This is a genomic window from Pseudoxanthomonas sp. Root65, assembly GCF_001427635.1.
Lineage (GTDB): Bacteria > Pseudomonadota > Gammaproteobacteria > Xanthomonadales > Xanthomonadaceae > Pseudoxanthomonas_A.
The window spans coordinates 1-24,436 of sequence record NZ_LMHA01000001.1 but is presented as its reverse complement, the minus strand read 5'-3'; the positions used below and the strand labels follow the sequence as shown (position 1 = coordinate 24,436).

The window sequence follows — 24,436 nt, the reverse complement described above, 5'->3', positions numbered from 1 at the left end:
CCGGTTGCCAGACGCTCGAGTTAGTAGTATTACTACTAACCATGGACCTGACCGATACCCAGCACGCCATCCTCGCCCTGATCGCCGAACGGCTCGAAGCCGAGGGCATGCCGCCGTCGCAGGCGGAAATCGCCAAGGCCTTCGGCTTCAAGGGCGTCCGCGCCGCCCAGTACCATCTGGAAGCCCTGGAGCAGGCGGGCGTCATCGAACGCGTCCCCGGGCGTGCCCGCGGTATCCGCCTGTTGAAGGTACCGCCCTCTGCGCAGCCCGATCTGGCGTTCCCGCCGGCCAACGACGATGGGCTGCGCGTGCCCGTGCTCGGACAGGTGGCGGCGGGTGCGCCGATCGGTGCGGACGCAGGCCACCACGACTATGTGTTGCTGGACCGCGCCTTCTTCGCCCCCGCGCCGGATTACCTGCTCAAGGTGAAAGGCGACTCGATGCGCGACGAGGGCATCTTCGATGGCGACCTGATCGGCGTGCACCGCACGCGCGACGCCCGTTCCGGGCAGATCGTGGTGGCCCGTGTCGACGACGCCATCACTGTCAAGCTGCTGAAGATTGGCAAGGACCGCATCCGCCTGCTGCCGCGCAACCCCGACTACGCCCCCATCGACGTGCTGCCCGACCAGGATTTCGCCATCGAGGGGCTGTACTGCGGCCTGGTGAGGCCGAACCGGTGACGCCCGCGAGCGTATCCGACCTTCCCGGGCGGTGTTTTCCGATGCCCGCGCGCGGCACCGGCCGATTCCTGCGGATCGCATCGACGACTAATTTCACGCCCACGCCCTCCGTCGCAGCCTGTGCGATGGGCGCCCACCACACTGATCGCACCTGACCACCTTGATGAGGACCACGACGATGGACGAGAACAAGAAGCGCGCCCTTTCCGCCGCACTGACCCAGATCGAACGCCAGTTCGGCAAAGGCTCAGTGATGCGCATGGGCGACCGGGTCATCGAACCGGTCGAGATCATTCCCACCGGCTCGCTGATGCTGGACATCGCCCTCGGCATCGGTGGCCTGCCGCGTGGCCGCGTCGTGGAAATCTATGGTCCGGAGTCTTCGGGCAAGACCACGCTGACCCTGCAGGCCATCGCCCAGTGCCAGAAGCAGGGCGGCACCGCCGCGTTCATCGACGCCGAACATGCTCTGGACCCGATCTACGCCGCCAAGCTGGGCGTGAACGTGGACGACCTTCTGCTGTCGCAGCCGGATACCGGCGAGCAGGCACTGGAGATCGCCGACATGCTGGTCCGCTCGGGCTCGATCGACATCGTGGTTATCGACTCGGTGGCCGCGCTCACGCCGAAGGCCGAAATCGAAGGCGAGATGGGTGACCAGCTGCCGGGCCTGCAGGCCCGGCTGATGAGCCAGGCGCTGCGCAAGCTCACCGGCAACATCAAGCGCTCCAATACCACCGTCATCTTCATCAACCAGTTGCGGATGAAGATCGGCGTGATGATGCCCGGCCAGAGCCCTGAAGTGACGACCGGCGGCAATGCGCTCAAGTTCTATGCCTCGGTTCGCCTGGACATCCGTCGCATCGGCGCCATCAAGAAGGGCGACGAGATCATCGGCAACCAGACCAAGATCAAGGTCGTCAAGAACAAGCTGGCGCCCCCGTTCAAGCAGGTGGTCACCGAGATCCTGTACGGCGAAGGCATCAGTCGCGAGGGTGAACTGATCGACATGGGCGTGGAAGCCAAGCTGGTCGAGAAGGCGGGTGCTTGGTACAGCTACGGCAGCGAGCGTATCGGCCAGGGCAAGGACAATTCCCGCACCTTCCTGCGCGAGAACCCGGCGATCGCCGCGCAACTGGAGGCCGAACTGCGCGAGAAGTTCCAGCCGGCCGAAGCGTCGCGCGATGAAAAAGCCGACGACGACGGCGAGTAAGAGTGGGGCGGTGCGGGATGTCGGCCGAGGACGGGCAGGCGGGGGCACGGGCGGGACGCCGTCGTAAGCCCGTTGAGCAGACCGCGCTGCAACGCGCGCTGGGCCTGCTGACCCGGCGCGAACATTCCCGCCGGGAACTGTCCCGGAAGCTGACGTCCCGGGGTGTGGATGCGGCCGATGTGCGATCGGCCGTGGACCGGTTGGCGGATGAAGGCTGGCAGAGCGACACGCGCTTTGCCGAAGCCCTGGTCCGTAGCCGGGTGTCGGGTGGTTATGGACCGCTGCGCATCAAGGTCGAGCTGTCCACCCATGGGCTGGACCGCGAGGCGGTCGCGGCGGCCATGGCCACCTTCGATGGCGACTGGACCGAAGCGGCGTGCGACCTCGTCCGCCGCCGTTTCGGTCCAGTCCGCCGGATCGAGCCGGCGCAGGCCCGCAAGATCGCGGATTTCCTGATCCGGCGCGGCTTCGATGCGGCGGCGGTCCGCGCCGCCAGCCACTCGGAGCCGGAGGACTGGGAAGGGACGGCCTGATAATCTAGCGTATTGGGTTGCCTCCCCCGGGCGCGTCCGCCTTTGGCGCATGGCGCGGGGCGACGGGGCGCCTTCCCGCCAATGCCTGCCAGATGACCACTCCCAAGATCCCCAGCACCCGCCAGATCCGCCAGGATTTCCTCGATTTCTTTGCCGGCAAGGGCCATACCATCGTGCCGTCCGCCTCACTGGTGCCCGGCAAAGATCCCACGTTGCTGTTCACCAACTCCGGCATGGTGCAGTTCAAGGATGTGTTCCTGGGTGCGGAAAAGCGCAGCTACGTGCGTGCGGCCGACGTGCAGCGCTGCCTGCGTGCGGGCGGCAAGCACAACGACCTCGATTCGGTCGGTTATACCGCGCGCCACCATACCTTCTTCGAAATGCTGGGCAACTGGTCCTTCGGCGACTATTTCAAGAAGGAGGCCATCGCTTGGTCGTGGGAGTTGCTGACGGACGTGTGGGGACTGGCACCGGAACGGCTCTTGGTTACCGTCTATCACACCGACGACGAGTCCTACGACTTGTGGAACAAGATGATCGGCCTGCCGCCCGAGCGGATCGTCCGCATCGGCGACAACAAGGGCGCCCCTTACGCCTCGGACAATTTCTGGCAGATGGCCGACACCGGTCCCTGCGGCCCGTGCACGGAGATCTTCTACGACCATGGCGACCATATCGCCGGCGGCCCGCCCGGTTCCCCCGATGAGGACGGCGATCGCTACATCGAGATCTGGAACAACGTCTTCATGCAGTTCGATCGCCAGCCCGACGGCACGCTGGTGCCGCTGCCGGCGCCGTGCGTCGACACTGGCATGGGGCTGGAGCGTCTGGCCGCGGTCCTGCAGCATGTCCACACCAATTACGAGATCGACCTGTTCCAGGGCCTGATCCGCAAGGCTGCGGAGTTGACCGGTACGCCCGACCTCGAGAACAAGTCGCTGCGCGTGATCGCGGACCACATCCGCGCCTGTAGCTTCCTGATCGTCGATGGCGTCTTGCCGTCGAACGAGGGCAGGGGCTATGTGCTGCGCCGTATCATTCGCCGCGCGCTGCGCCATGGCTGGATGCTGGGGGTGCGCCAGCCCTTCTTCCACAAGATGGTGGGTACGCTGTCCGAGCTGATGGGCGATGCCTATCCGGAACTGCCGGCTGCCCGCGAACTGGTGGAGCGTGCGCTCAAGGCCGAGGAAGAGCGCTTCGCCGAGACGCTGGATTCGGGCATGCGCATCTTCGACGACGTTGCCTCGCGCGTGGCCGATGGCGTGATCCCGGGTGGCGATGCGTTCCGGCTCTACGACACCTACGGCTTCCCGGTCGACCTGACCGCCGACATCGCGCGCGAGCGAGGGTTGACGGTGGACATGGCCGGCTTCGATGCCGCCATGGAGGAGCAGAAGCGTCGCGCCCGCGATGCCGGCAAGTTCACCTCCACCACGGGCTTGCCTGCCGACCTCGTGGCCCAGCTTTCGCCGACCGTGTTCCTGGGGTACGACCAGTTGGATGCCGGCGGCCTGCAGGTCGTGGCGCTGTTGAAGGAGGGCCGGCCGGTGCCGTCGGTGGAGGCCGGCGACGAGGCAGTGGTCATCTTGGACCGTACCCCCTTCTACGCCGAATCCGGTGGCCAGGTCGGCGATACCGGCGTGCTGGCGGAACAGGGCGTCCAGTTCGATATCGCGGATACGCTCAAGTTCGCCGGCCAGTTCCATGGACATGCGGGCCGCGTCGCCAAGGGCACGTTGAAGCTAGGCGATCACGTGGTGGCCTCGGTGGACGCCGCGCGTCGCGCCAGCACCATCCTCAACCACTCCGCCACCCATCTGCTGCACGCGGCCTTGCGCGAAGTGCTGGGCACACATGTCCAGCAGAAGGGTTCGCTGGTCGCGCCGGATCGCCTGCGCTTCGATTTTTCCCATTTCCAGCCGATGACGGCTGCGGAACTGGCGGAGATCGAGCGCCGCGTCAACGCGCAGATCCGCGCCAACAGCGCCGCCGAAGTGCACCACATGGGCATGCAGGAAGCGCTGGATTTCGGCGCCATGGCGCTGTTCGGCGAGAAGTACGGCGAGCACGTGCGCGTGCTGAAGATGGGCGACTACTCCACCGAGCTCTGTGGCGGTACCCATGTCGGCCGCACCGGCGACATCGGCCTGTTCAAGCTGGTGGGAGAAAGTGGCGTCTCCGCCGGCGTCCGGCGCATCGAGGCGGTGACCGGGCAGGGCGCTCTGGACTACGTGGCGGACGAAGAGCGCCGCCTGGCCGAGGCGGCCAGTCTGCTTGGTGGCAATGCCGGCGAGGTGGTCGACAAGATCCGTGCACTCGCCGATCGGCAGAAGAAGCTTGAGCGCGAACTGGAATCGCTGAAGGCGAAGGCGGCTTCCACGGCCACCTCCGATCTGGGCGGTGCGGCCGTCGATGTGGGGGGGATTCGCGTCCTTGCCACGCGGCTGGAAGGCTTCGACGCCAAGGCCCTGCGCGATGCAGTGGACCGCCTGAAGCAGCAGCTCGGCGACGCAGTAATCGTCCTGGCCGGGACCGCAGACGGCAAGGCCGCGCTCGTCGCCGGTGTGAACGGCGCAGCAACCGGCCGGGTTAAGGCGGGGGAACTCCTCTCACATATCGCGGGTCAGATCGGTGGCAAGGGCGGTGGCCGCCCGGACCTCGCCCAGGGTGGTGGTGAGGACGGGCCCGCCCTTGCGACTGCCCTGCAGGGCGTTCCGGGGTGGGTCCAGCAGCGTCTTGCCTGACCCCCGTCTTGGCCCAATCGGTGCTTGCGGCCGCATGCCCCCGGCCGCTAACATGCTTTAAGTTCATGAATGTACCAGGAAGCCGACGGCCCATTTTCACGGAGCCAGCGCGCCCCCGGCACTATCCTTTGCCGGATTACGGAGAAGAAACATGTTGATCTTGACCCGCCGTGTCGGCGAAACCCTGATGATCGGCGATTCGGTCACGGTGACCGTGCTCGGCGTCAAAGGCAACCAGGTTCGCATCGGCATCACCGCGCCCAAGGACGTGGCGGTGCATCGCGAAGAAATCTATCAGCGCATCCAGCGCGGCGAAGAGATTTCCTCGCCGTCCTCGTCGGAGAACGTCACGTCCGAGTGATTTTGTTTGCCGCCTGCGCGGTGAGCCGCTATCCTATGCGGCCGCTGCAGCTTGCCTGCAACGTGCGTCAAACCGGAGTGATGCCCGAGCGGCTGAAGGGGCTCCCCTGCTAAGGGAGTATAGGGTCAAAAGCCTTATCGAGGGTTCGAATCCCTCTCACTCCGCCAGTTTGAAGCCTGTCCCGGAGCCTCCTTGAAGAGGCCTGCATTCGGGTAGCGGTATCGGCGTTGCAGGAAAGTTCTGCTCATGCCGTGTTCTCCGAAAGCGCTCTGCCAAGACGCCGTAGGATGCAGAAAGAAGTAGAAAAAAGATTGACGAGTGGAAAAAGCTTCACGCATAATTCCGCTCCTCACGCGCCCGTAGCTCAGCTGGATAGAGTACCTGGCTACGAACCAGGCGGTCGGGAGTTCGAATCTCTCCGGGCGCGCCATTACAACGCAAAGAGCCAGCGGCCATCCGCTGGCTCTTTGCGTTTCCGCGTCTGCATCGCGAACCCGAATTCCGCGGGTGGCCTGTTCCTGTCGCTGCGTGCGTGATGCAGGTATCGCGCCCCGTCGGCGCTCGTGACCCGGCATGTCGTTCGTCGCTGCGCAACTTCCCCATCGCGTCCAGCCCCCGTTGAAGATGCCCTTGGCGTCCGCGTTTCCGCAAGGGTTCGGCAGCGGGTGTTTTTCGGAGTTGCTTCGGCAGAACGCCTTGGTGGCGGTGTTCGCGTTGAATGACTGGCGCGCTTGGACGGTCGATTCGTTGGGCATCCTCGATGCGCACGAGCACGAACGCGTGCGACGTCAGCGGCGCGAGAGGGACCGCGACCGCTTGGCGCTCGCGTATGCGCTGCATCGCCTGTTGCTCGCACAGGCCCTGGGCCTGGTGCCGGCGCGTGTGCCCCTCGCGCGCGACGCGCACGGACGCCCGCTACTCGAGGGCCTGCAGGTGGACACCAGCCTGAGTCATTCGGACGGCCATGTCGCGGTGGCAGTGAGCCTGCACGGCCCCATCGGGGTGGACATCGAGCCGGTCCAGCGCGTCGATGCCATGGCCGACATCGCCGAACGGATTTGCCATGGCGATGAGCGAACGCGTATCGCCGGGCGCCGTGATGCTGGGCGCGGCGCCGCGCTGCTCGACCTGTGGGTGCGCAAGGAGGCGTTCCTCAAGGCCGCAGGAGTCGGGCTGGCGCGGGAAATGGATACGTTCGCCTTGCCTGAGGGGGAGCCGACAGCCTTGCATCCCGGCCGATTCATGCGGGTGCGCACCGATCTGCTGGATCTGGGACCCGATGTCGTGTGCGCCGTGTCGTGCAGGCCCGACATCGTATGCGTCGCTGGCCGGCCGTGGCCGATGGGCGAGAGCGCGCAGCCATAACGCCGAAGCATCGTGTCCGGATGCGTGGCGTTTTGCGTTCTTGTGGTGGAGAAGGGCGTCAGAGGCAGGGCTGTTCGGTCGGGCGGCAGGCTGAGTCAGCGACGAACAGCGCAGCCAGGCGCACACACAGGGGAAGCAATGAAATCGACCCATGCCAGTCAGAAGTCCAGGGCCATCCGGTTCCTGTGGCTGCTGGAAGTAGTGATCATCGTGCTTGCCGTGCTGGGCTCGGCCTGGTTGCGCTTCCTCAATGATCATGAGACCCACCTGGAGTTCGTCGAGCACGCGCCGGCGCGTGCGCTGCTGGTGGCACTATGCCTCACGGGTGCCATGGCCGCGTTCGGCCTGTACCAGGTGCACATGCGGCACAGCCGCATGGACTTCTTCCTGCGGTTCCTGTTGTCGTTCGTCCTCGGCGGCGTTGCGCTGGTGGTGCTGTACTACGTCGTGCCGCAGGCCTACATCGGTCGCGGCGTGCTGGCGCTGTCGCTGGCGATCTCGGCGGTCGCCATCGTGGCGGTGCGGATGCTGTCGGTCAGCCTGTTCCGCACCGACGTGCTGAAGCAGCGCCTGCTGGTGCTGGGCGCGGGCAACAACGCGGACCTGATCAACAGTCGGATGCGGCGCAAGGCGGATCGCCGCAGCTTCATGATCGTCGGCTTCGTGCCGGTTGACGGACAGCCGGTGGTCGTGCGGGAGGAGTTGTTGCTCAAGCCCGAGAGCACGCTGGCCGATCTGGTGGAAGAACTGCAGATCGACGAGTTGGTGATCGCACCGGACGAACGTCGCGGCGGTTTGCCGATGGAAGACATGCTGCAGTGCGTGCAGCAAGGTGTGAACGTGATCGACCTGTCGACGTTCTTCGAGCGCGAAGCCGGCATGGTGCAGCTGAACATCGTCGACCCGTCATGGCTGGTGTTCTCCGGTGGTTTCGACTACTCCACGCCGCGGCGGCTCAGCAAGCGGTTCTTCGACCTGCTGGCGGCTGGCGCGCTGCTGCTGCTTGCCTGGCCACTGATGCTGCTGACCGCGCTGGCCGTATGGCTGGAATCGGGGGGGCCGGTGCTGTACAGCCAGATCCGCGTGGGCGAGCGCGGCAACCACTTCAAGCTGACCAAGTTCCGCAGCATGCGAACGGACGCGGAGAAGGGCGGTGTCGCGGTCTGGGCGAGCAAGGACGACGACCGGACGACGCGCGTCGGCCGTTTCATCCGCAAGACGCGGCTCGACGAGTTGCCGCAGCTGTTCGCGGTACTGCGCGGCGACATGAGCTTCGTGGGGCCGCGGCCCGAGCGGCCGCAGTTCGTCGACATGCTGAACGATGAGGTCCGCTACTACCGCGTCCGTCATTGCGTGAAACCGGGCCTGACTGGTTGGGCGCAGCTGCGATATCCGTACGGCGCCTCGGTGAAGGATGCCGAGGAGAAGCTGAAGTTTGACCTCTTCTACGTCAAGAACCACGGTCTCGTCTTCGACATGATGATCCTGTTGCAGACGGTGGAAGTGGTGCTGTTCGGTCGCGGCGCGCGCTGAGCCGGTCCCTCCGCTGCGGCGCGCAGCGGACCTGATGGGAACACGCCTCGGCGGGGCGAACCGCCGGCTCGGATTTACCTGCGGCACTCCGCACTCAAGCGTGAAGACGAACGATCGCTTGACGGATTCGTCCCTTGATTCCATCGCGGCCATTGGCCTCATCCCGTCGCGGCGTACGTTGATGGGTGTGAACAGGGAATGCCAGCAATGGCAGGGTGGGGATCGGTGGGTACTTACGCTGACAGCGCCAGCTACTGGCAGGAGGTCCTGTCGGGTACGGTCGCTTATCCGGACATGCCTTGGCGCCAGCCATCGACCGGTGAGGGCATACGGATCGAGGCGGCGCTGCCGCCGTCTCTTGCGACCGTATCAGGTCGGATCCCGGCCGACGCTGGCGATGTCGCCAGCGTGCTGTGGGCACTGCTGTTGGCACGCCTGACGAACCAGAGTGCTGTCGTACTGGTCACCTCTATCGAAGGCGACGGCGACGTGGGTCTGCTCGCATTGCGCTTCGATGTCGATGACGGTACGACGATCACCTCCGCGCTGACGCAGCTGCGGACGCAGCGTGCCGCCGAAGAGGCGCTTGTCGGCCTGACGTCCGAACGACTGGCCGATCTGAGCGGGTTGGCAGATGAGGAGCGGCAACGCCCCTTCCTTGCCGGCGTCAACAGCCACGCGCCGGAGACAGTGGAACTCGACCTGGCGATCACTGCCGACACGGTGGTCATGCGCAGCTCGACCGGCGCGTTCTCTTCGCAGGCGCTGCAACAGATGCTGGAGGCCTGGTCGAACCTGCTGGACGGGCTCTCTTCCGATGCGAGTCAGCCGCTGTGTCGGCTACCGTTGCTGTCGTCTGTGCAGGCGCGGGCAACGATCGAGCAAGGGAACGCGACCGCCATGCCCCGCGATCCGGTGGCGGCCGTGCATCGTCTATTCGAGGCGCAGGTGGCACGGACCCCGGAGGCCATTGCGCTTGTCCATGGCGCCCACCGTCTTGGCTATGCCGAGTTGAACGCGCGTGCCAACCAACTCGCGCGACACCTGCAGCACCTGGGCGTCGGGCTCGACGACCGTGTGGCGATCTACCTGGATCGCGGGATGGAGATGGTGGTCGGCTTGCTCGCCGTGCTGAAGGCGGGCGCAGCCTATGTGCCCCTGGATCCGACGTATCCGTCCGAGCGTCTTGCCTTTACGCTGTCCGACAGCACCCCGCGCGTGCTGTTGACGATGACGGGCATGGAGCAGCCGGTCGAGGCGGTCTTCGGTCAGTTGCCGGCCTCGCTGGCGGTCGTGGAACTGGGAACGGACGAGGCCGCGTGGCGCCAGCAGCCATCGCATGATCTGGACGGGACTAACGCGGCGTCGTCGGCCAACCTGGCCTACGTGCTCTACACCTCCGGTTCGACAGGCAAGCCCAAGGGCGTGGCGATGCCGCACGGGCCGCTGGTCAATCTGATCCAGTGGCAGGCGCGTGAGTCGGGCAATAGCATGCCGCTGCGCACATTGCAGTTCGCCGCGCTCGGCTTCGATGTCGCCTTCCAGGAAGTGTTCGCCACGCTGTCCACGGGCGGCACGCTGATCGCCATCGACCAGGACACCCGCATGAGCACGGGCAAGCTGTTCGACTACATCGTCGAACAGCGCGTGGAGCGCATGTTCCTGCCGTATTTCGCGCTGCAGATGCTGGCCGAAGGGCTGGAAGGGCATCTTGCCGCGCTGCCGCCCGGCGAGCGTCCGGACTGCGTGCTGCGCGAGATCATCACCGCGGGCGAGCAACTGCGCATCGAACCGAAGATCGTGCGCTTCTTCGAGCAGCTGCCCGGTTGCCGCCTGCACAATCACTACGGGCCGACGGAGACGCACGTGGTTACGGCGCTGACGTTGCCGGAAGATCCGCGTGCATGGCCGCGCCTGCCGACCATCGGAAAGCCGATCGCCAACGCGCGCGTCTACGTGCTCGATGCGCACGGACAGCCGCTGCCGTGCGGGGTGGTGGGCGAGCTCTACCTCGCGGGCCCGGTGGTCGCGCGAGGCTATCTGCAGCGCGACGATCTGACGGCCGAGCGGTTCCTGCCGGATCCGTTCGTGGCGGCCGACGGTGCGCGCATGTACCGGACCGGCGACCTGGGACGCTGGCTACCGGACGGGACCATCGAATACCTGGGGCGCCAGGACTTCCAGGTGAAGATCCGTGGCTTCCGCGTGGAACTGGGCGAGATCGAGGCGCAGATGATGGCGTTCCCCGGCGTGCGCGAGGCCGGCGTGCTCGCCCGCGAGGACACCCCGGGCTTGAAGCGTCTTGTCGCCTATGTATCGCCGCAGGAACGCGCCGCGCCCGTGGATGTCGAACGCCTGCGCCAGCACCTGGTCGATGCGCTGCCCGACTACATGGTGCCGGTGGCCTACGTGCAGCTGGATGCGTTGCCGCTGTCGCCCAACGGCAAACTGGATCGCCACAAACTGCCGCGTCCTGGCCGGCAGCGGCCCGCGTGGGCAGGCGCGTACGACGCGCCACGCGATGCGAAGGAGGCCGCACTCTGCCGCATTTTTGCCGAGGTCCTGGACCTGGAAGACCTGGGGCGCGACGACAACTTCTTCGATCTCGGCGGGACGTCGCTGCTGGCGATCCGCGTGCTGGAGGCTGCGCGCCGCGAGCGCCTGGGTGACGTGTCGGCGATGGCCCTGTTCCGCGCACCAACGCCGGCACAGCTTGCCGCCACGCTGGCGGACGGACAGCGCGAGCCGCTGGACCGTTCGCGTCTGTCGCTGCGTGGCGAAACGTCGGCGCACGAGCCCATCGCCATCATCGGCATGGCCGGACGCTTCCCCGGCGCAGCCACGGTGGAGGCATTCTGGGACAACCTGTGCGCCGGTCGCGACAGCGTCAGTCGGTTCGCCGCCGACGAACTGGACCTGGACATCCCGGAGGAACAGCGTGCGCATCCGGCTTACGTGCCCGCGCGCGGTGTCTTCGATGACGTGGACAGGTTCGACGCCGCGTTCTTCGGCATCTCGCCGAAGGAAGCCGAGCTCATGGACCCGCAGCAGCGCATCTTCCTGGAGCTATGCTGGGAATGCATGGAGCGCTCCGGCCACGTGCCGGACGCCAGCGAGGTCCCGGTCGGTGTGTTCGCCGGCATGTACAACGCCAGCTACTACCAGCGCAACGTGCTGGCGCACCCGGACCTGATCGACAAGCTCGGCGCTTTTCAGGTGATGCTGGGCAACGAGAAGGACTACATCGCCACGCGCGTGGCGCACAAGTTGAACCTGACCGGCCCGGCCGTCAGCGTGCACACCGCGTGCTCCACGTCGCTGGTCGCGATCAGCCAGGCAGTCGACAGCCTGCGTGCCGGCCGCTGCGGCATGGCGCTGGCCGGTGGCATCGCCGTGACCTGCCCGGTGCGTAGCGGACACGTGTACCAGGAAGGCGGCATGCTGTCCGCCGACGGCCATACGCGCAGTTTCGATGCCGAGGCCAGCGGCACGGTGTTCAGCAATGGCGCGGCCGTGGTGTTGCTGAAGCGCCTGTCCGACGCCATCGCCGACGGCAATCCCATCCATGCCGTGGTGCGTGGCGCGGCGATCAACAACGACGGCGGCCAGAAGGCCAGCTTCACCGCGCCGAGCAGCGAAGGGCAGGCGGCCGTGATCGCGATGGCGCACGCCGACGCGGGCGTGGATGCGCGCAGCATCGGCTACGTGGAGGCGCACGGCACGGCGACGCCGATGGGGGATCCCATCGAGATCGAGGGCCTGACGCGTGCCTTCCGACAAGCCACCGACGATACCGGCTTCTGCGTGGTCGGTTCGGTGAAGAGCAATGTCGGCCACCTGCTGATGGCGGCCGGTGCGGCTGGCGTGATCAAGACCGCCTATGCGTTGCGCCACCACTGCCTGCCGCCGACCGCGCATTTTCGCCAGGCGAATCCGGTGATCGACTTCGCGCGCACGCCGTTCCGCGTGAGTGGCGAACTGCAGCCGTGGGAAGCGGTCGATGGCCAGCCGCGCCGCGCGGGCGTCAGTTCCTTCGGCGTGGGAGGCACCAATGCGCACGTGGTCATGGAGGAAGCGCCTGCCGTCGCACCCTCGGAACCGGCGGAGGGCGCCCAACTGCTGACCCTCTCGGCGCGAACGCCCGATGCACTGGTGGAAGCCGCCGCACGGTTGGCCGAGCATCTGGAGAACGCGCCCGATGCCAACCTTGCCGACGTGGCATGGACGCTGGCCGTGGGGCGCAAGGTGTTTCCGCACCGCATCGCCGTGGCGGCTGACAGTGCCGCCGGCGCGGTCACGCAGCTGCGCAGCGCGGACCTGTCGGCGGCGGCTGCGAAGTCGCGACCGGCACAGGCGGGGGACGTGGTGTTCATGTTCCCCGGTCAGGGCTGCCAGTACGCCGGCATGGGCCGCACGCTGTATGCGCGCGAGCCGGCGTTCCGTGCCGCGTTCGACGACTGCGCACGCGTGCTCGATGCCGAGCTCGGCCAAGACCTGCGTGCGCTGGTGTTCGGCGACGACGGCGACGCATTGCTTCCGACTGCCATCATGCAGCCGGCGATCTTCAGCATCGAATACTCGCTGGCCCGCTGGTGGATGTCGCATGGCGTGGTGCCGGCGGTCATGGTCGGCCACAGCGTCGGTGAGTTCGTGGCCGCCACCCTGGCGGGCGTGTTCGCGCTGCCGGACGCGCTGCGCCTGGTCGCACGTCGCGGTCGCCTGATGCAGGCGCAGCCGGCCGGCGCGATGCTCTCGGTGCGCCTGTCGCTGGATGCACTGCTGCCGCGCCTGCCCGACGCCTTGTCGTTGGCGGCCGAGAATGCGCCGGGTGCCTGCGTCGTGGCCGGTCCGCACGAGGCCATCGCCGCTTTCCAGCAGCAACTGGAGGGCGAGGGCGTGGCCTGCCGCGCATTGAAGACCTCGCACGCGTTCCACTCTTCGATGATGGATGCCGTGGTACCCGTGTTCCGCGCCGAGGTGGAAGCACTGGCGCGCAACGCGCCGTCACTGCCCATCCTGTCCACCGCGACCGGTGCCTGGCTGGACGACCATCAGGCGGTGTCTTCCGACTACTGGTCGCGCCACCTGCGCGAGCCCGTCCGCTTCTCCTCCGCCATTGCCCAGCTGCTGGACCGCCCCGGCCGTGTGCTGCTCGAGATCGGTCCCCGCAACACGCTGGCCACGCTCTCGCGCCAGCAGCCGCAGCTGCAGAAGCAGCGGATCGCGGCGGTGGCCTCGCTGGCCGACAACGTGGAAGGTGAGCAGGCCGCGCTGCTCGGCGCCTTCGGCCAGCTGTGGTCGCACGGTATCGCGGTGAGCGCAGCGGCCCTGGATCGCCGGGACCGGCGCTTGCGCCTGCGGCTGCCGACCTATCCGTTCGAGAAAAAGCGTTATTGGGTGGAGGCACACGAGGTGGTGCCCCGCACTGTCGTTCCCCATCCCAGCATGGCCGCACCCGCGGTCCCGGAGCCGCTGATGTCCGTTGTCACCGAACTCGCACCGCCCGCCCCCGACCGTCGTCCCCGCATCGCCGCACAGCTGCGCGAGGTCTTCGAGGACGTGGCCGGCTTCGAGCTGTCCGATGCGGATGGCGATGCGAACTTCATCGAACTGGGCCTGGACAGCCTGATGCTGACCCAGGTAGCGCTGCAATTGCAGAAGACCTTCCCGGTGCGCATCACCTTCCGCCAGTTGATGGGGGAATACGCCAGCCTCGATCGCCTGACCCAGGGCCTGGATGCGCAGTTGCCGGCGGAAGCGGCGCCTGCGCCGGTCGCGGTCACGACGGTCGTCCAGGCGGTTGAGCAGACCACCACGGCGATGCCGGCGATGCCCGCATCGCTGCCGGCGGCTCCGCTGGCGCCGGCGCCGATCCAGGCGCTGGCGAACGGCGATGCCCTGAGCCAGCTGATCGCCCAGCAAATGCAGCTGATGTCGCAGCAGCTGGCCTTGCTCGCCGGTACTTCCCCGGCGCCGCTTGCCGTCGCGCCCATTGCCACGCCTCCGGCGGTGGCCGCGGCCGTTGCAGCGCCTGTCCCCACGCCGGCCCTCGCCCCGGTGCGTTCGGACGTCGCCGCGGTTGCCGATGAGGAAGCGGCGCTCGCGCACACGCGCTACGACGTCAAGAAGGCCTTCGGCGCCATCGCCCGCATCGACGCCCACAACGGCACCGAACTGAATCCCCATCAGCGCGAGCGGCTGGATGGCTTCATCCGTCGTTACACCGCGCGCACGCCCAAGTCGAAGGCGTACACGCAGCAGCATCGCGCCCACATGGCCGATCCACGCGTGGTGACCGGCTTCCGCCCGCTGACCAAGGAGATCGTCTACCAGATCGTGGTGGAGCGCTCGAAGGGTTCGCACGTGTGGGACATCGACGGGCATGAGTACGTCGACGCGCTCAACGGATTCGGCACCAGCCTGTTCGGCTGGCAACCTGACTTCGTGGTGCAGGCGGTCAAGCAGCAGATCGATGACGGCTACGAGATCGGCCCCATGCATCCGCTGGCCGGCGAAGTGTCGCAGCTGGTCTGCGAACTGACCGGGCACGACCGTGCCGCGCTGTGCAACACCGGCTCCGAAGCCGTGCTCGGCGCGATGCGCATCGCGCGCACCGCGACCGGCCGCGAGACCATCGTGGTGTTCTCGGGCTCGTACCACGGCATCAACGACGAAGTGATCGTGCGCGGGACGAAAAAGCTGCGGGCTGTGCCGGCGGCGCCGGGCATCCTGCGCAATACGGCCGAGAAGGTACTGGTGCTGGATTACGGCACGCCCGAAACATTGCAGATCATCCGCGAGCGTGCGCACGAGCTGGCGGCCGTGCTGGTGGAGCCGGTGCAGAGCCGTCGTCCCGACTTCCAGCCGGTCGAATTCCTGAAGGAGGTCCGCAAGATCACCGCCGACGCCGGCGCTGTGCTGATCTTCGATGAGGTGATCACCGGCTTCCGCTCGCATCCGGGTGGCGCGCAGGCGCTGTTCGATATCAGGGCGGATCTCTGCACCTACGGCAAGGTGGTCGGCGGCGGGTATCCGATCGGCGTGATGGCCGGCAAGCGTGAATACATGGATGCGCTGGACGGCGGTTACTGGCAGTACGGAGACGATTCCACACCGCCAGCGGGCGTGACCTACTTCGCCGGCACGTTCGTGCGCCATCCGCTGACGCTGGCGGCGGCGAAAGCCTCGCTGCTGCACATGAAGGAGCACGGCGCAGCGCTGCAGCAGCGCCTCAACGAGCGGACCGCCGCGATGGCCGCCGAATTGAATGCCTTCTCGGCCAGCGTCGGGGCACCGGTGAGGATCAAGCACTTCGCCTCGTTGTGGCGCACCCACTTCGACGAAGAGCATCCGCTGCAGGACCTGCTGTTCGCGATGATGCGCAGCCGTGGCATCCACATCCTCGACAACTTCCCGTGCTTCTTCACCACCGCGCACAGCGAGGCGGATTTCCAGGCCATCGCGAAGGCGTGGAAGGAGGCGGTGCTGGAGTTGCAGGAGGCGCAGCTGTTGCCGCGCAGCGTACTGATGCCGCTCACCGTCATGGATGCCGACAAGCCCATTGTGCCCGGCGCGCGCTTGGGGCGCGACCACGAGGGCCGTCCCGCCTGGTATGTGGAGAATCCGGAGGTGCCCGGTCAGTACATGAGGGTGAGCGCGTGAGCAGCGTGATGCCGGTGGCGCCGTTCGGGTCCGTCGTCGTCGACTACGATCCCTTCGCTGGCGGCGCCCTTGCGCGCGTGGTGCCGACCACGGAGCCGCAGCGCGAAGTATGGCTGGCATCGCAATTGGGCCAGGAAGCGTCGCTGGCCTACAACGAGTCGGTGTCCCTGCGCCTGCGAGGCACGCTGGATGCAGAGCGCCTCCAGCATGCGCTGCAGACCGTGGTGGCGCGTCACGACGCGCTGCGTGCCAGCATCGGTCCGGACGGCGAGACGTTCTGCGTGCTTGAGCACGCCCCGTTGCTGCTGTCCTTCACTGATCTGTCGCGTCTGGATGCTTCGCAACGCGAAGCCATCTTGTCCGATCGTCGCCGTCTTGGGGTGGAGACGCCGTTCGTGTTGGAACAGGGGCGACTGTTCCGTGCGGAACTGCTGCAACTGGACGCCCAGGACCACGTGCTGCTGATGCATGCGCACCACATCGTCTGCGACGGCTGGTCATGGTGGGTCATCGTCCGCGAACTGGGTGCGGCCTACGCCGGAGGCGACGAGGGCATGCCGGCGGTGCCGAACGACAGCTACGCCGACTATGCGTTGGCGGAGGCCCTGCATCCGGTTGGACCGCAGTTCCGCGAGGACGAGAGCTACTGGATGTTGCAGTTCGCCGGCGAGCCGCCGGTACTGGAGCTTCCGACCGATCGTCCGCGCCCGGCCCGCCGCACGTTCGCGTCACGACGCGAGGATCATTTGCTGGATGCGGAACTGGTGACGGCGCTGCGTCGCCTGGGCGCGCGCCGCGGCGCCAGCCTGTTCGCGACGCTGCTGGGTGGATTCGCCACGCTGATGTCGCGCATCGCAGGGCAGGATGATGTGGTGGTCGGCATTCCTGCGGCCGGGCAGTCCGTCGATGGGCATGACCATCTGGTGGGCCACTGCGTCGACCTTTTGCCGCTCAGGTTCGACCTGCAGCCCGAACAGGGTTTCACCCAGGTGCTGGCGGGCGCGCAGGCGACCTTGCTGGATGCGATCGAGCACCAGCGCTACACCTTCGGCACGCTGCTGAAGAAGCTGCGTATCACGCGCGATCCCGCCCGCCTGCCGCTGGTCAGCGTGATGTTCAACATCGACCAGGCGTTGGACCAGGAGAAGTCCGGTTTCCCGGGGCTGGCGCTCGACTTCACCACCAATGCCCGGAGCTGCGAGAACTTCGAGTTGTCCATCAATGCCGTGCAGGTCGACGGCATGCTGCGGCTGGAGACGCAGTACAACACCGACCTGTTCGACGCGCAGACGGTGCGGCGCTGGCTTGCCGCGTACGAAACCCTGTTGCGAGGCGCCTGCGACGCGCCGGACGAGCGGATTTCCCGATTGCCGCTGGTAGGCCCGGGTGCGCTGGCCGAGCTGTTTGAACGGCGACCGGCCCCGGTCGTGTTCGACCGGCAATGCCTGATGCACCAGCATGTCGAGCGCCAGTGCGATCGAGCACCGGACCGCATCGCCGTGCGTGCGGATGACGGCGAACTGACGTATCGGCAGCTCGAGTCCCGCGCCAACCGCATCGCGCGCCTGCTGCGTGCGCAGGGCGTGCACAAGGGAGCGCTTGTCGGTCTGGCGCTGGATCGCGGCACGGAAATGCTGGCGGCCCTCCTGGGCATCCTGAAAGCCGGTGCCGGGTATGTGCCACTCGATCCGCAGTTTCCCGCCGAGCGACTGGCTTACATGGCCGGCGACGCGGGGCTGGCGGCGCTGGTCACCCAGCAGCAGCACGCGGCGAATTTCGATCTGCGCGGGCGTCCGGTGCTGGCGCTGGATGCGCTGGCGACCGAACTGGAAGCCATTGGGGATGCGCGCCTGCCGCATGACGCGGGTGCTGCCGATCCGGAATCGCCGGCCTACGTGATCTACACCTCCGGGTCCACCGGTCGCCCGAAGGGCGTGCAGGTACCGCACCGCGCGGTGTCCAATTTCATCGCCGGCATGCAGGCAGAGCCGGGACTGGCGATCGACGACCGCCTGGTGGCCGTCACCACGCTGTCCTTCGACATCGCCGTGCTTGAATTGCTGTTGCCGCTCAGCGTGGGTGCCCAGGTCATCGTGGCGGGCAAGCATACGGTGATCGACGGCGCCGCATTGTCGACGCTGCTGCAGACCACGCAGGCCACCGCCATGCAGGCGACGCCGGCCAGCTGGCGCCTGCTGCTGGAGGCCGGATGGGAAGGGCATGCGGGCTTCAAGGCCATGTGCGGAGGCGAACCCCTCCCGCCGGACCTGGCGCAGGCCTTGCTGGCGCGCTGTGGTGAGCTCTGGAATCTCTACGGACCGACGGAGACCACGGTGTGGTCGACCGTGATGCGCGTGCAGGCTCCTGTTGCCGGTGCGCCCGACATCCATATTGGCCACCCGATCGCCAACACTCAGGTCTGGATCCTGGATGCCGCGGGACAACCATTGCCGTTGGGCGTGCCGGGCGAGATCAGCATCGGCGGCGAAGGCGTGACCCTCGGCTATCTGGGGCGTCCCGAACTGACCGCCGACCGTTTCCTGCCCGACGTGTTCGCCGACACCGCCCACGGCTTCGGTACCGGTATTCCGTCTCCCATGCTCTATCGCACGGGTGATCGCGGCCGCTGGCGCGCCGATGGCCACCTCGAGCATATGGGGCGGCTGGATTTCCAGGTGAAGGTGCGTGGCTTCCGCATCGAACTGGGGGAAATCGAGAGCCAACTGCTGGCGCACCGCGGCGTCACCCGCGCCGTGGCGATGGCGCGTGAAGACCGTCCCGGTGACGTACGGCTGGTCGCCTACGTGGTGTTGGCCGAGGGCATCGACCTGGACGACGCTGCCCTGGTCGCCCACCTCAAGCGCCATCTGCCCGACTACATGGTGCCGCAGCACTTCGTCCGCCTGACGGCGATCCCGTTGCTGCCCAACGGCAAGGTCAACCGCGGCGCGCTGCCGGTCCCGGACCTGGCTGTCGCGCACGCCGGCGACTTCACTCCGCCGCGTACCGAGCTCGAGCGCAAGGTGGCCGTGATCATGGCCAGCGTGCTGGGCCTGCCGGAGGTGGGCGTACACGACAACTTCTTCGCCAATGGCGGACATTCGCTGTTGGCGGCGCAACTAACCTCGCGCCTCAACCGCGAACTGTCGTTGGGCCTGTCGCTGCGGACGCTGTTCGACGCGCCGACCGTGGAGAAGCTGGCCGCGACCATCGACAGCGCTTCGCCGGATGCGTTGCCGCCGCGTCCGCCGATCCTGCACCGCACGGACCAGCGTGAGGCACCTTTGTCCTTGATCCAGGAGCGTCTCAAGCTGCTGGAGGACTTCAACCCCGGCCAGCTGACCTACAACACGCCGTCCGCGCACTGGTTGATCGGCGCGCTGGACCTGCTGAAGTTCGAGCAGGCGTTCCAGGTCGTCATGCAGCGGCAGGCGGTGCTGCGCACCACCATCGAAGAGCGTGGCGGCGACAGCGTGCAGGTCGTCCACGACAGGATGGACAGCGGCCTGCTGGATGTCGAGGACCTGCGCGCGATACCGCTTGCGGAGCGCGAGCGTGTCCTCGCGCAGCGCCTGAAGAACATGATCGAAACGCCCTTCGACCTGGTCGGTGCGCCGCTGTTCCGCGCGCGCCTGTTCAAGGTCGACGAGGGGCGTCATGCGCTGATGTTCATGACCCACCACATCATCTGGGACGGCTGGTCGTTCGACCTGCTCTACCGCGACCTCGCGGAGTCCTACGCTGCACTGCTCGAAGACCGTGCGCCCGCCTTGCCGGCCCTGCCGGTCACCTACGGCGACTTCTCGGTGTGGCATCGCGAGTGGGTGGCCAGCGAGGGGTATGCGCGGCAGCGCGAGTTCTGGCGCAACAAGCTGGGCGAACCCTACGAGTCGGGGGAGGGCGGTGTCCTCGATCTGTCGCGCGGGCGCAGCAAGCGCGGCACGGCCTCCGGGCGCGGCCTGTCGCAGGGCTTCCACATCGACAAGGCGCTTGGCGACCGGCTCCGCAAGGTGGGGCTGGCCATGGATGCCACGCTGTTCGTCGTGTTGCTGGCGGCCTACTTCGTGCTGCTCAACCGGGTCACCGGCCGCAAGGACATGGTGATCGCCACACCCGTGCGGGGTCGCAACAGCGCCGAGGTCGAAGAGCTGATGGGCTACTTCACCAACCTGCTGCCGCTGCGCGTGAGGATAGATCCCGCGCTGCCGTTCTCCGATGCCGTCAAGCGCGTCAAGGACGTGGTGCTGGACAGTTTCGCGAACCCCGATATCCGTCTGGAGGAAGTCGCGCAGGAGCTCAGTTCACGTGGCGGGCAGCGCATGTCCGCGCTGTACCAGACACTGTTCTCGATGCAGGACATCCGCCAGCGCGTGACGCGCTGGGGCAATCTGGAACACCAGCGGCTGGAGGTCTTCCAGCCCGGGGCGACGGAAGATCTGGGCCTGTGGATCCTGGAGCGCGAGGACGGGATCATCGCGAGCATGGTCTACAACGCCGATGTGCTTCTCGAAGACGATGTCGCCGCGCTGCGGGGTCACTATGTCGCCCTGTTGGAGGGTATCGCCACGGCACCGCACGGACGCATCGATGGGTTTGGCGACTTCACCCTGCCTCCCGTCGTGCTCCACGAGACCGCGGATGCACCCGAAGCTGTGCAGGGCGGCGACAGCCCGCCGGCCAGGGTGCGTGTACCGGGACAGGATCCGCGCATCACCTATCTCGCCGGCGTGTGGTCCGAGATGCTGGAGACCTCCGTCTCGCCCGGCGACAACTTCTTCGATCTGGGCGGCCATTCGATGGTGGCCGTGCAGATGGCGAGCCGTGTCGCCAAGGACACCGGCGCCAAGTTGAAGCTGATGCCGCTGGCGACCCAGACCCTGGCGCAGCTGGCCATGGAGCTGCCTTCTTCGATGTTCGCGTCGGACGAGCAAGACGTCCCCTCGTCGGGCGAGGAAAGCACGGGAACCGAGGCCGGCGCGGATGTGGGTGCGGCATTCTTCTTCGGTCCGGAACAGCGCCGCCTGTTCGGCATGCGCCACCAGCGCGGCAGGCTTTCGGAGGTCTCGGTGCCTGGCCTGCTGTGCGTCGCTCCGTTGTTGCAGGAAGGCATCATGAGCCAGCGCGCCCTGTGGACGCTGTGCGAGGCCTTGGCCAGCCAGCAGGGCATGGCGTTGCGCTTCGACTGGTTCGGCACGGGCGACTCCGCAGGCGATACGTCGCAGCTGGGCCTCGAGGGCATGCAGCGGGATCTGCAGATCGCGTTCGAGCAGGTGACAACGGGTGCGCTCGCGCCGCGCACGCTGGCCTTGCGCAGTGCCTGCCTGCCGGTGCTGCTGGCCGCGAGCGCCGGTGCGGCTCCGGTCGATCTGGTGCTGTGGGATCCGGTCGTGCGCGGCGGTCCGCTGGTCGATCGCTGGCGCCGCCAGCACCAGGAGCAGCTCAAGGACGTGGGGCGTTACATCACGCGTCGCCGCCGGGTGACGGCGGAGGACGAACTGCTGGGCTTCGACGTGGCACCCACGTTCCTCAAGGGCCTGTCCGAGCTCGATTTCCGCGCACGCCCGTTGCCTGCGGGCAGCCGCGTGCACGTCGTCGCGTGGAATGTCGACGCCGACGTGCAGGCCTTCATCGATGCACAACAGCATGCCGGCGTGGCGGTGCAGGTCACGCACCTGGCGACGGACGACAGGCCGCCGTGGGACGACCCCATGCAGTTCGAGAACCAGGCGCTGCCACGTCGCAGCGTGATCCAGCTCGCCACCCTGTTGATGGAGGCACGGGAATGACCACCATGGCACTGGACATGGGACAGGCACGGGACGCGGAGCGCGCGCCGGGCATCCTGGAAACGGCCCATACCTTCGGCGAAGGGCTCGTTGGTGTGCTGACGCGTCCTGCGGGTCAGCCGAACGCCACGGCCGTGGTGCTGTTGAATGCCGGGCTGGTGCAGCGGGTCGGACCGTTCCGCATGTATGTGCAACTGGCGCGTGCATTGGCGGCCGAGGGTTTCGTCGTGTTCCGCTTCGATCAGTCGGGGCTGGGCGACAGCCCGGTGTCTTCGCACGCGGGTGAAGGCCGCAAGCGCAGGGAAGCCGCCGCCGCGATGGACCTGGTGGCGCGTGAGACCGGTGTGCGCCAGTACGTGCTGGGTGGACTGTGTTCGGCGGCGGACGACGCCTTCAACATCGCACCCGATGAGAAGCGCGTTACCGGACTATTGCTGCTGGATGGCGTGGCCTACACCACGTTCGGGTATCGCGTGCGCTATTACCTGCCGCGCCTGTTGCATCCCGGCAAGGTCCTGCGTGCGATCGGCAGGTTGCTGCGGCGGCGCACCTCGGCCGGGAGCGATGGCATCGACGCGAACAGCTTCCGCGATTTTCCGACCCAGCCGGAAGCGGTGCAGCGACTGCAGGCGCTGGATGCGCGGGGTGCCAGCGTGTTCATGCTTTACACCGGCGGCATCGAGCGCTACTACAACCACAAGCGGCAAGCGAGGGAGTGCTTTGGCGACGTCATGCGCTCGCCGCGCATGATCACCGACTACTGGGTCGATTGCGACCACACGTTCTATGCGCGCCACCATCGCCAGCGGCTGATGACGGCCGTGGTCGGATGGATGAAGGCGCGGTACACGGGCTGATCGGGTACCTCGTCGTCATCCGGCGTTCCTGCCGGCCGTCAGCCTCCACACCCTGCCCATACGGGCGTGCCACGTCGAAGAGGAAAGGCGTGCGCCGAGCACATCGCGCGGCGCCCGGGTGTTCCTGTGCGAGATGCGCCCGGTCTTTCCCGGGGCGGTGCCCGCCTTGCAGGTGTCGTGCATCCTGATGGCGTTGCCGACCGTGCCGAAGCCCGCAGGCTGCCCCTGTTTCAGCAGGGATGGCTTGCCCCGGCCTGGCAATGGATCCGGCCGGGTACGCTCTCCACTGCCGGTCGTCTACTGCTCCAGCACGTCGATCAACACGATGCGGAGCCACCTGGGTCATTGACCGCGTTGCAGCCACCTCTCTGGCCGCATCCGTGCGGGTAGGCACACGTTGTGCAGCTATCGGATTGCCGGCGCCGTCGGCCGTGACCCGCTGCACCTGTGCCCCTGAGGCCCTTGCCCGTTCGTCGGCAGCAACGCCACGCGAATGGCAAAACGATGAACGCACCACACTCCGGCCACCGTCTGTCGCTCGCAATGTCAGCTCCGCGTGCTAGAATCCCGTTTGAAATCGATCATAAATGATTGATTTTGAATGGTTTTTCAAAAACGATCACGGCGCAACAGGGGGCGCTGTCACGGTTTAACGGAGCTTTCATGGCCATCGCCCCCCTGTGTCACCGATCTTTGTCCCCGTTGCTGCTGCTTGCCGCCGGTCTCGCCTTCAGCGCCCCGGCCCTCGCGGCCGAGCTGTACGTCTCGACGTCCGGCAACGACAGCAGCGGCACCGGTACGCTGCAAAATCCGTACCGCACGGTCAAGCGTGCGATCAGCGCCGGACGNCCCCGGCCCTCGCGGCCGAGCTGTACGTCTCGACGTCCGGCAACGACAGCAGCGGCACCGGTACGCTGCAAAATCCGTACCGCACGGTCAAGCGTGCGATCAGCGCCGGACGTGCAGGGGACACCATCACCCTGCGGGCCCCGGCCAACAACCGCACCTACAACGAATGCGACGTGCGCCTGCGGCAGAGGATGACGCTGCAGACCTACGCCGGCGAAGGCAAGGCGCGCATCCATTGCGCGATCACCACGGCCGACACGGTGACCATCCAGATCGACCCGGCGGCCTCGGGCAGCCGGCTGTCGAACCTGGAGATCAGCGGGGGCTACTACTACGGGATCATGCTGCAGACCAACTGGTACCAGGGCGGTCCGGCCAGCGATACCGGCGCCAGCGACGTGGTGCTGGAGGACCTGCTGATCCACAGCACAGGCCGTGACGGGATCAAGATCACGCCCAAGTCGAACCGGGCGACGATCCGTCGGGTGGAGATCCACACCACCGGCGCGCGCGACAGCAGCAATGCCGACGGTATCGACAACGTCAATGCCGACGGGATGGTGGTGGAGGACAGCTACATCCACGACACGGCGACCACAGGCATGTACTTCAAGGGTGGCGCGCGGGACGTGGTGGTGCAGCGCAACCGGGTGGAGAACACGGGCGATGCGGGCATCCTGGTGGGATTCGACACCAGCGTGGAGTTCTTCGACCTGAGCGTGAATCCGCAGTACTACGAATCGATCCGCGGGATCGTGCGCAACAACGTGGTGCGCAACACGGGGTATTCGGGCATCGGCATGTATGCGTCCAAGGACGCGGTGGTGGCCAACAACACCATCATCAATGC

General features: G+C 66.9%; 10 protein-coding genes and 2 tRNA genes. All 12 read left to right on the top strand.

Features of this window, described 5'->3' with window-relative positions:
• The first annotated feature begins 41 nt into the window (after positions 1-41).
• The 12 genes from lexA (at position 42) to ASD77_RS00010 (ending at position 22,737) form a co-directional block, all read left to right on the top strand.
• Positions 42-683, top strand: coding sequence for a transcriptional repressor LexA (gene lexA / locus ASD77_RS00065; RefSeq protein WP_055935591.1), 642 nt, complete (start codon positions 42-44; stop codon positions 681-683).
• A gap of 178 nt (positions 684-861) precedes the next feature.
• A complete protein-coding gene (recA, locus tag ASD77_RS00060; protein ID WP_055935588.1) occupies positions 862-1,896 on the top strand; it encodes a recombinase RecA in 1,035 nt (344 codons plus the stop codon).
• Positions 1,897-1,913: 17 nt separating this feature from the next.
• Positions 1,914-2,429, top strand: coding sequence for a regulatory protein RecX (locus ASD77_RS00055; protein ID WP_055935585.1), 516 nt, complete (start codon positions 1,914-1,916; stop codon positions 2,427-2,429).
• Between the two features lie 92 nt (positions 2,430-2,521).
• On the top strand, positions 2,522-5,173 hold the full coding sequence (alaS, locus tag ASD77_RS00050; protein WP_055935582.1) for an alanine--tRNA ligase: 2,652 nt from the start codon (positions 2,522-2,524) through the stop codon (positions 5,171-5,173).
• Between the two features lie 151 nt (positions 5,174-5,324).
• Complete coding sequence (gene csrA / locus ASD77_RS00045) at positions 5,325-5,534, top strand: carbon storage regulator CsrA (protein WP_055935579.1); 210 nt, start codon at positions 5,325-5,327, stop codon at positions 5,532-5,534.
• A 74-nt stretch (positions 5,535-5,608) separates the two neighbouring features.
• Positions 5,609-5,701: transfer RNA gene (locus ASD77_RS00040), tRNA-Ser, on the top strand.
• A gap of 186 nt (positions 5,702-5,887) precedes the next feature.
• Positions 5,888-5,964 (top strand) — tRNA-Arg (locus ASD77_RS00035).
• A 143-nt stretch (positions 5,965-6,107) separates the two neighbouring features.
• Complete coding sequence (locus tag ASD77_RS00030; RefSeq protein WP_055935576.1) at positions 6,108-6,899, top strand: 4'-phosphopantetheinyl transferase superfamily protein; 792 nt, start codon at positions 6,108-6,110, stop codon at positions 6,897-6,899.
• Between the two features lie 138 nt (positions 6,900-7,037).
• Positions 7,038-8,432, top strand: a complete 1,395-nt coding sequence (locus ASD77_RS00025; protein ID WP_055935574.1) for a TIGR03013 family XrtA/PEP-CTERM system glycosyltransferase — start codon at positions 7,038-7,040, stop codon at positions 8,430-8,432.
• A gap of 225 nt (positions 8,433-8,657) precedes the next feature.
• Positions 8,658-16,094, top strand: a complete 7,437-nt coding sequence (locus tag ASD77_RS00020) for a polyketide synthase (RefSeq protein ID WP_200947341.1) — start codon at positions 8,658-8,660, stop codon at positions 16,092-16,094.
• Positions 16,091-21,880, top strand: a complete 5,790-nt coding sequence (locus ASD77_RS00015; RefSeq protein WP_055935569.1) for a non-ribosomal peptide synthetase — start codon at positions 16,091-16,093, stop codon at positions 21,878-21,880. Before ASD77_RS00020 ends, ASD77_RS00015 begins: the two co-directional genes overlap by 4 nt.
• Positions 21,877-22,737: a hypothetical protein gene (locus tag ASD77_RS00010; RefSeq protein ID WP_055935566.1), complete on the top strand. Its 861-nt coding sequence runs from the start codon at positions 21,877-21,879 to the stop codon at positions 22,735-22,737. Before ASD77_RS00015 ends, ASD77_RS00010 begins: the two co-directional genes overlap by 4 nt.
• Positions 22,738-24,436: the final 1,699 nt, after the last annotated feature.

Excerpts from the sequence above, each read along its gene's own strand:
- lexA (WP_055935591.1), top strand. The coding sequence starts at position 42 with ATGGACCTGACCGATACCCAGCACGCCATCCTCGCCCTGATCGCCGAA.
- recA (WP_055935588.1), top strand. The coding sequence starts at position 862 with ATGGACGAGAACAAGAAGCGCGCCCTTTCCGCCGCACTGACCCAGATC.
- ASD77_RS00055 (WP_055935585.1), top strand. The coding sequence starts at position 1,914 with ATGTCGGCCGAGGACGGGCAGGCGGGGGCACGGGCGGGACGCCGTCGT.
- alaS (WP_055935582.1), top strand. The coding sequence starts at position 2,522 with ATGACCACTCCCAAGATCCCCAGCACCCGCCAGATCCGCCAGGATTTC.
- csrA (WP_055935579.1), top strand. The coding sequence starts at position 5,325 with ATGTTGATCTTGACCCGCCGTGTCGGCGAAACCCTGATGATCGGCGAT.
- ASD77_RS00030 (WP_055935576.1), top strand. The coding sequence starts at position 6,108 with ATGTCGTTCGTCGCTGCGCAACTTCCCCATCGCGTCCAGCCCCCGTTG.
- ASD77_RS00025 (WP_055935574.1), top strand. The coding sequence starts at position 7,038 with ATGAAATCGACCCATGCCAGTCAGAAGTCCAGGGCCATCCGGTTCCTG.
- ASD77_RS00010 (WP_055935566.1), top strand. The coding sequence starts at position 21,877 with ATGACCACCATGGCACTGGACATGGGACAGGCACGGGACGCGGAGCGC.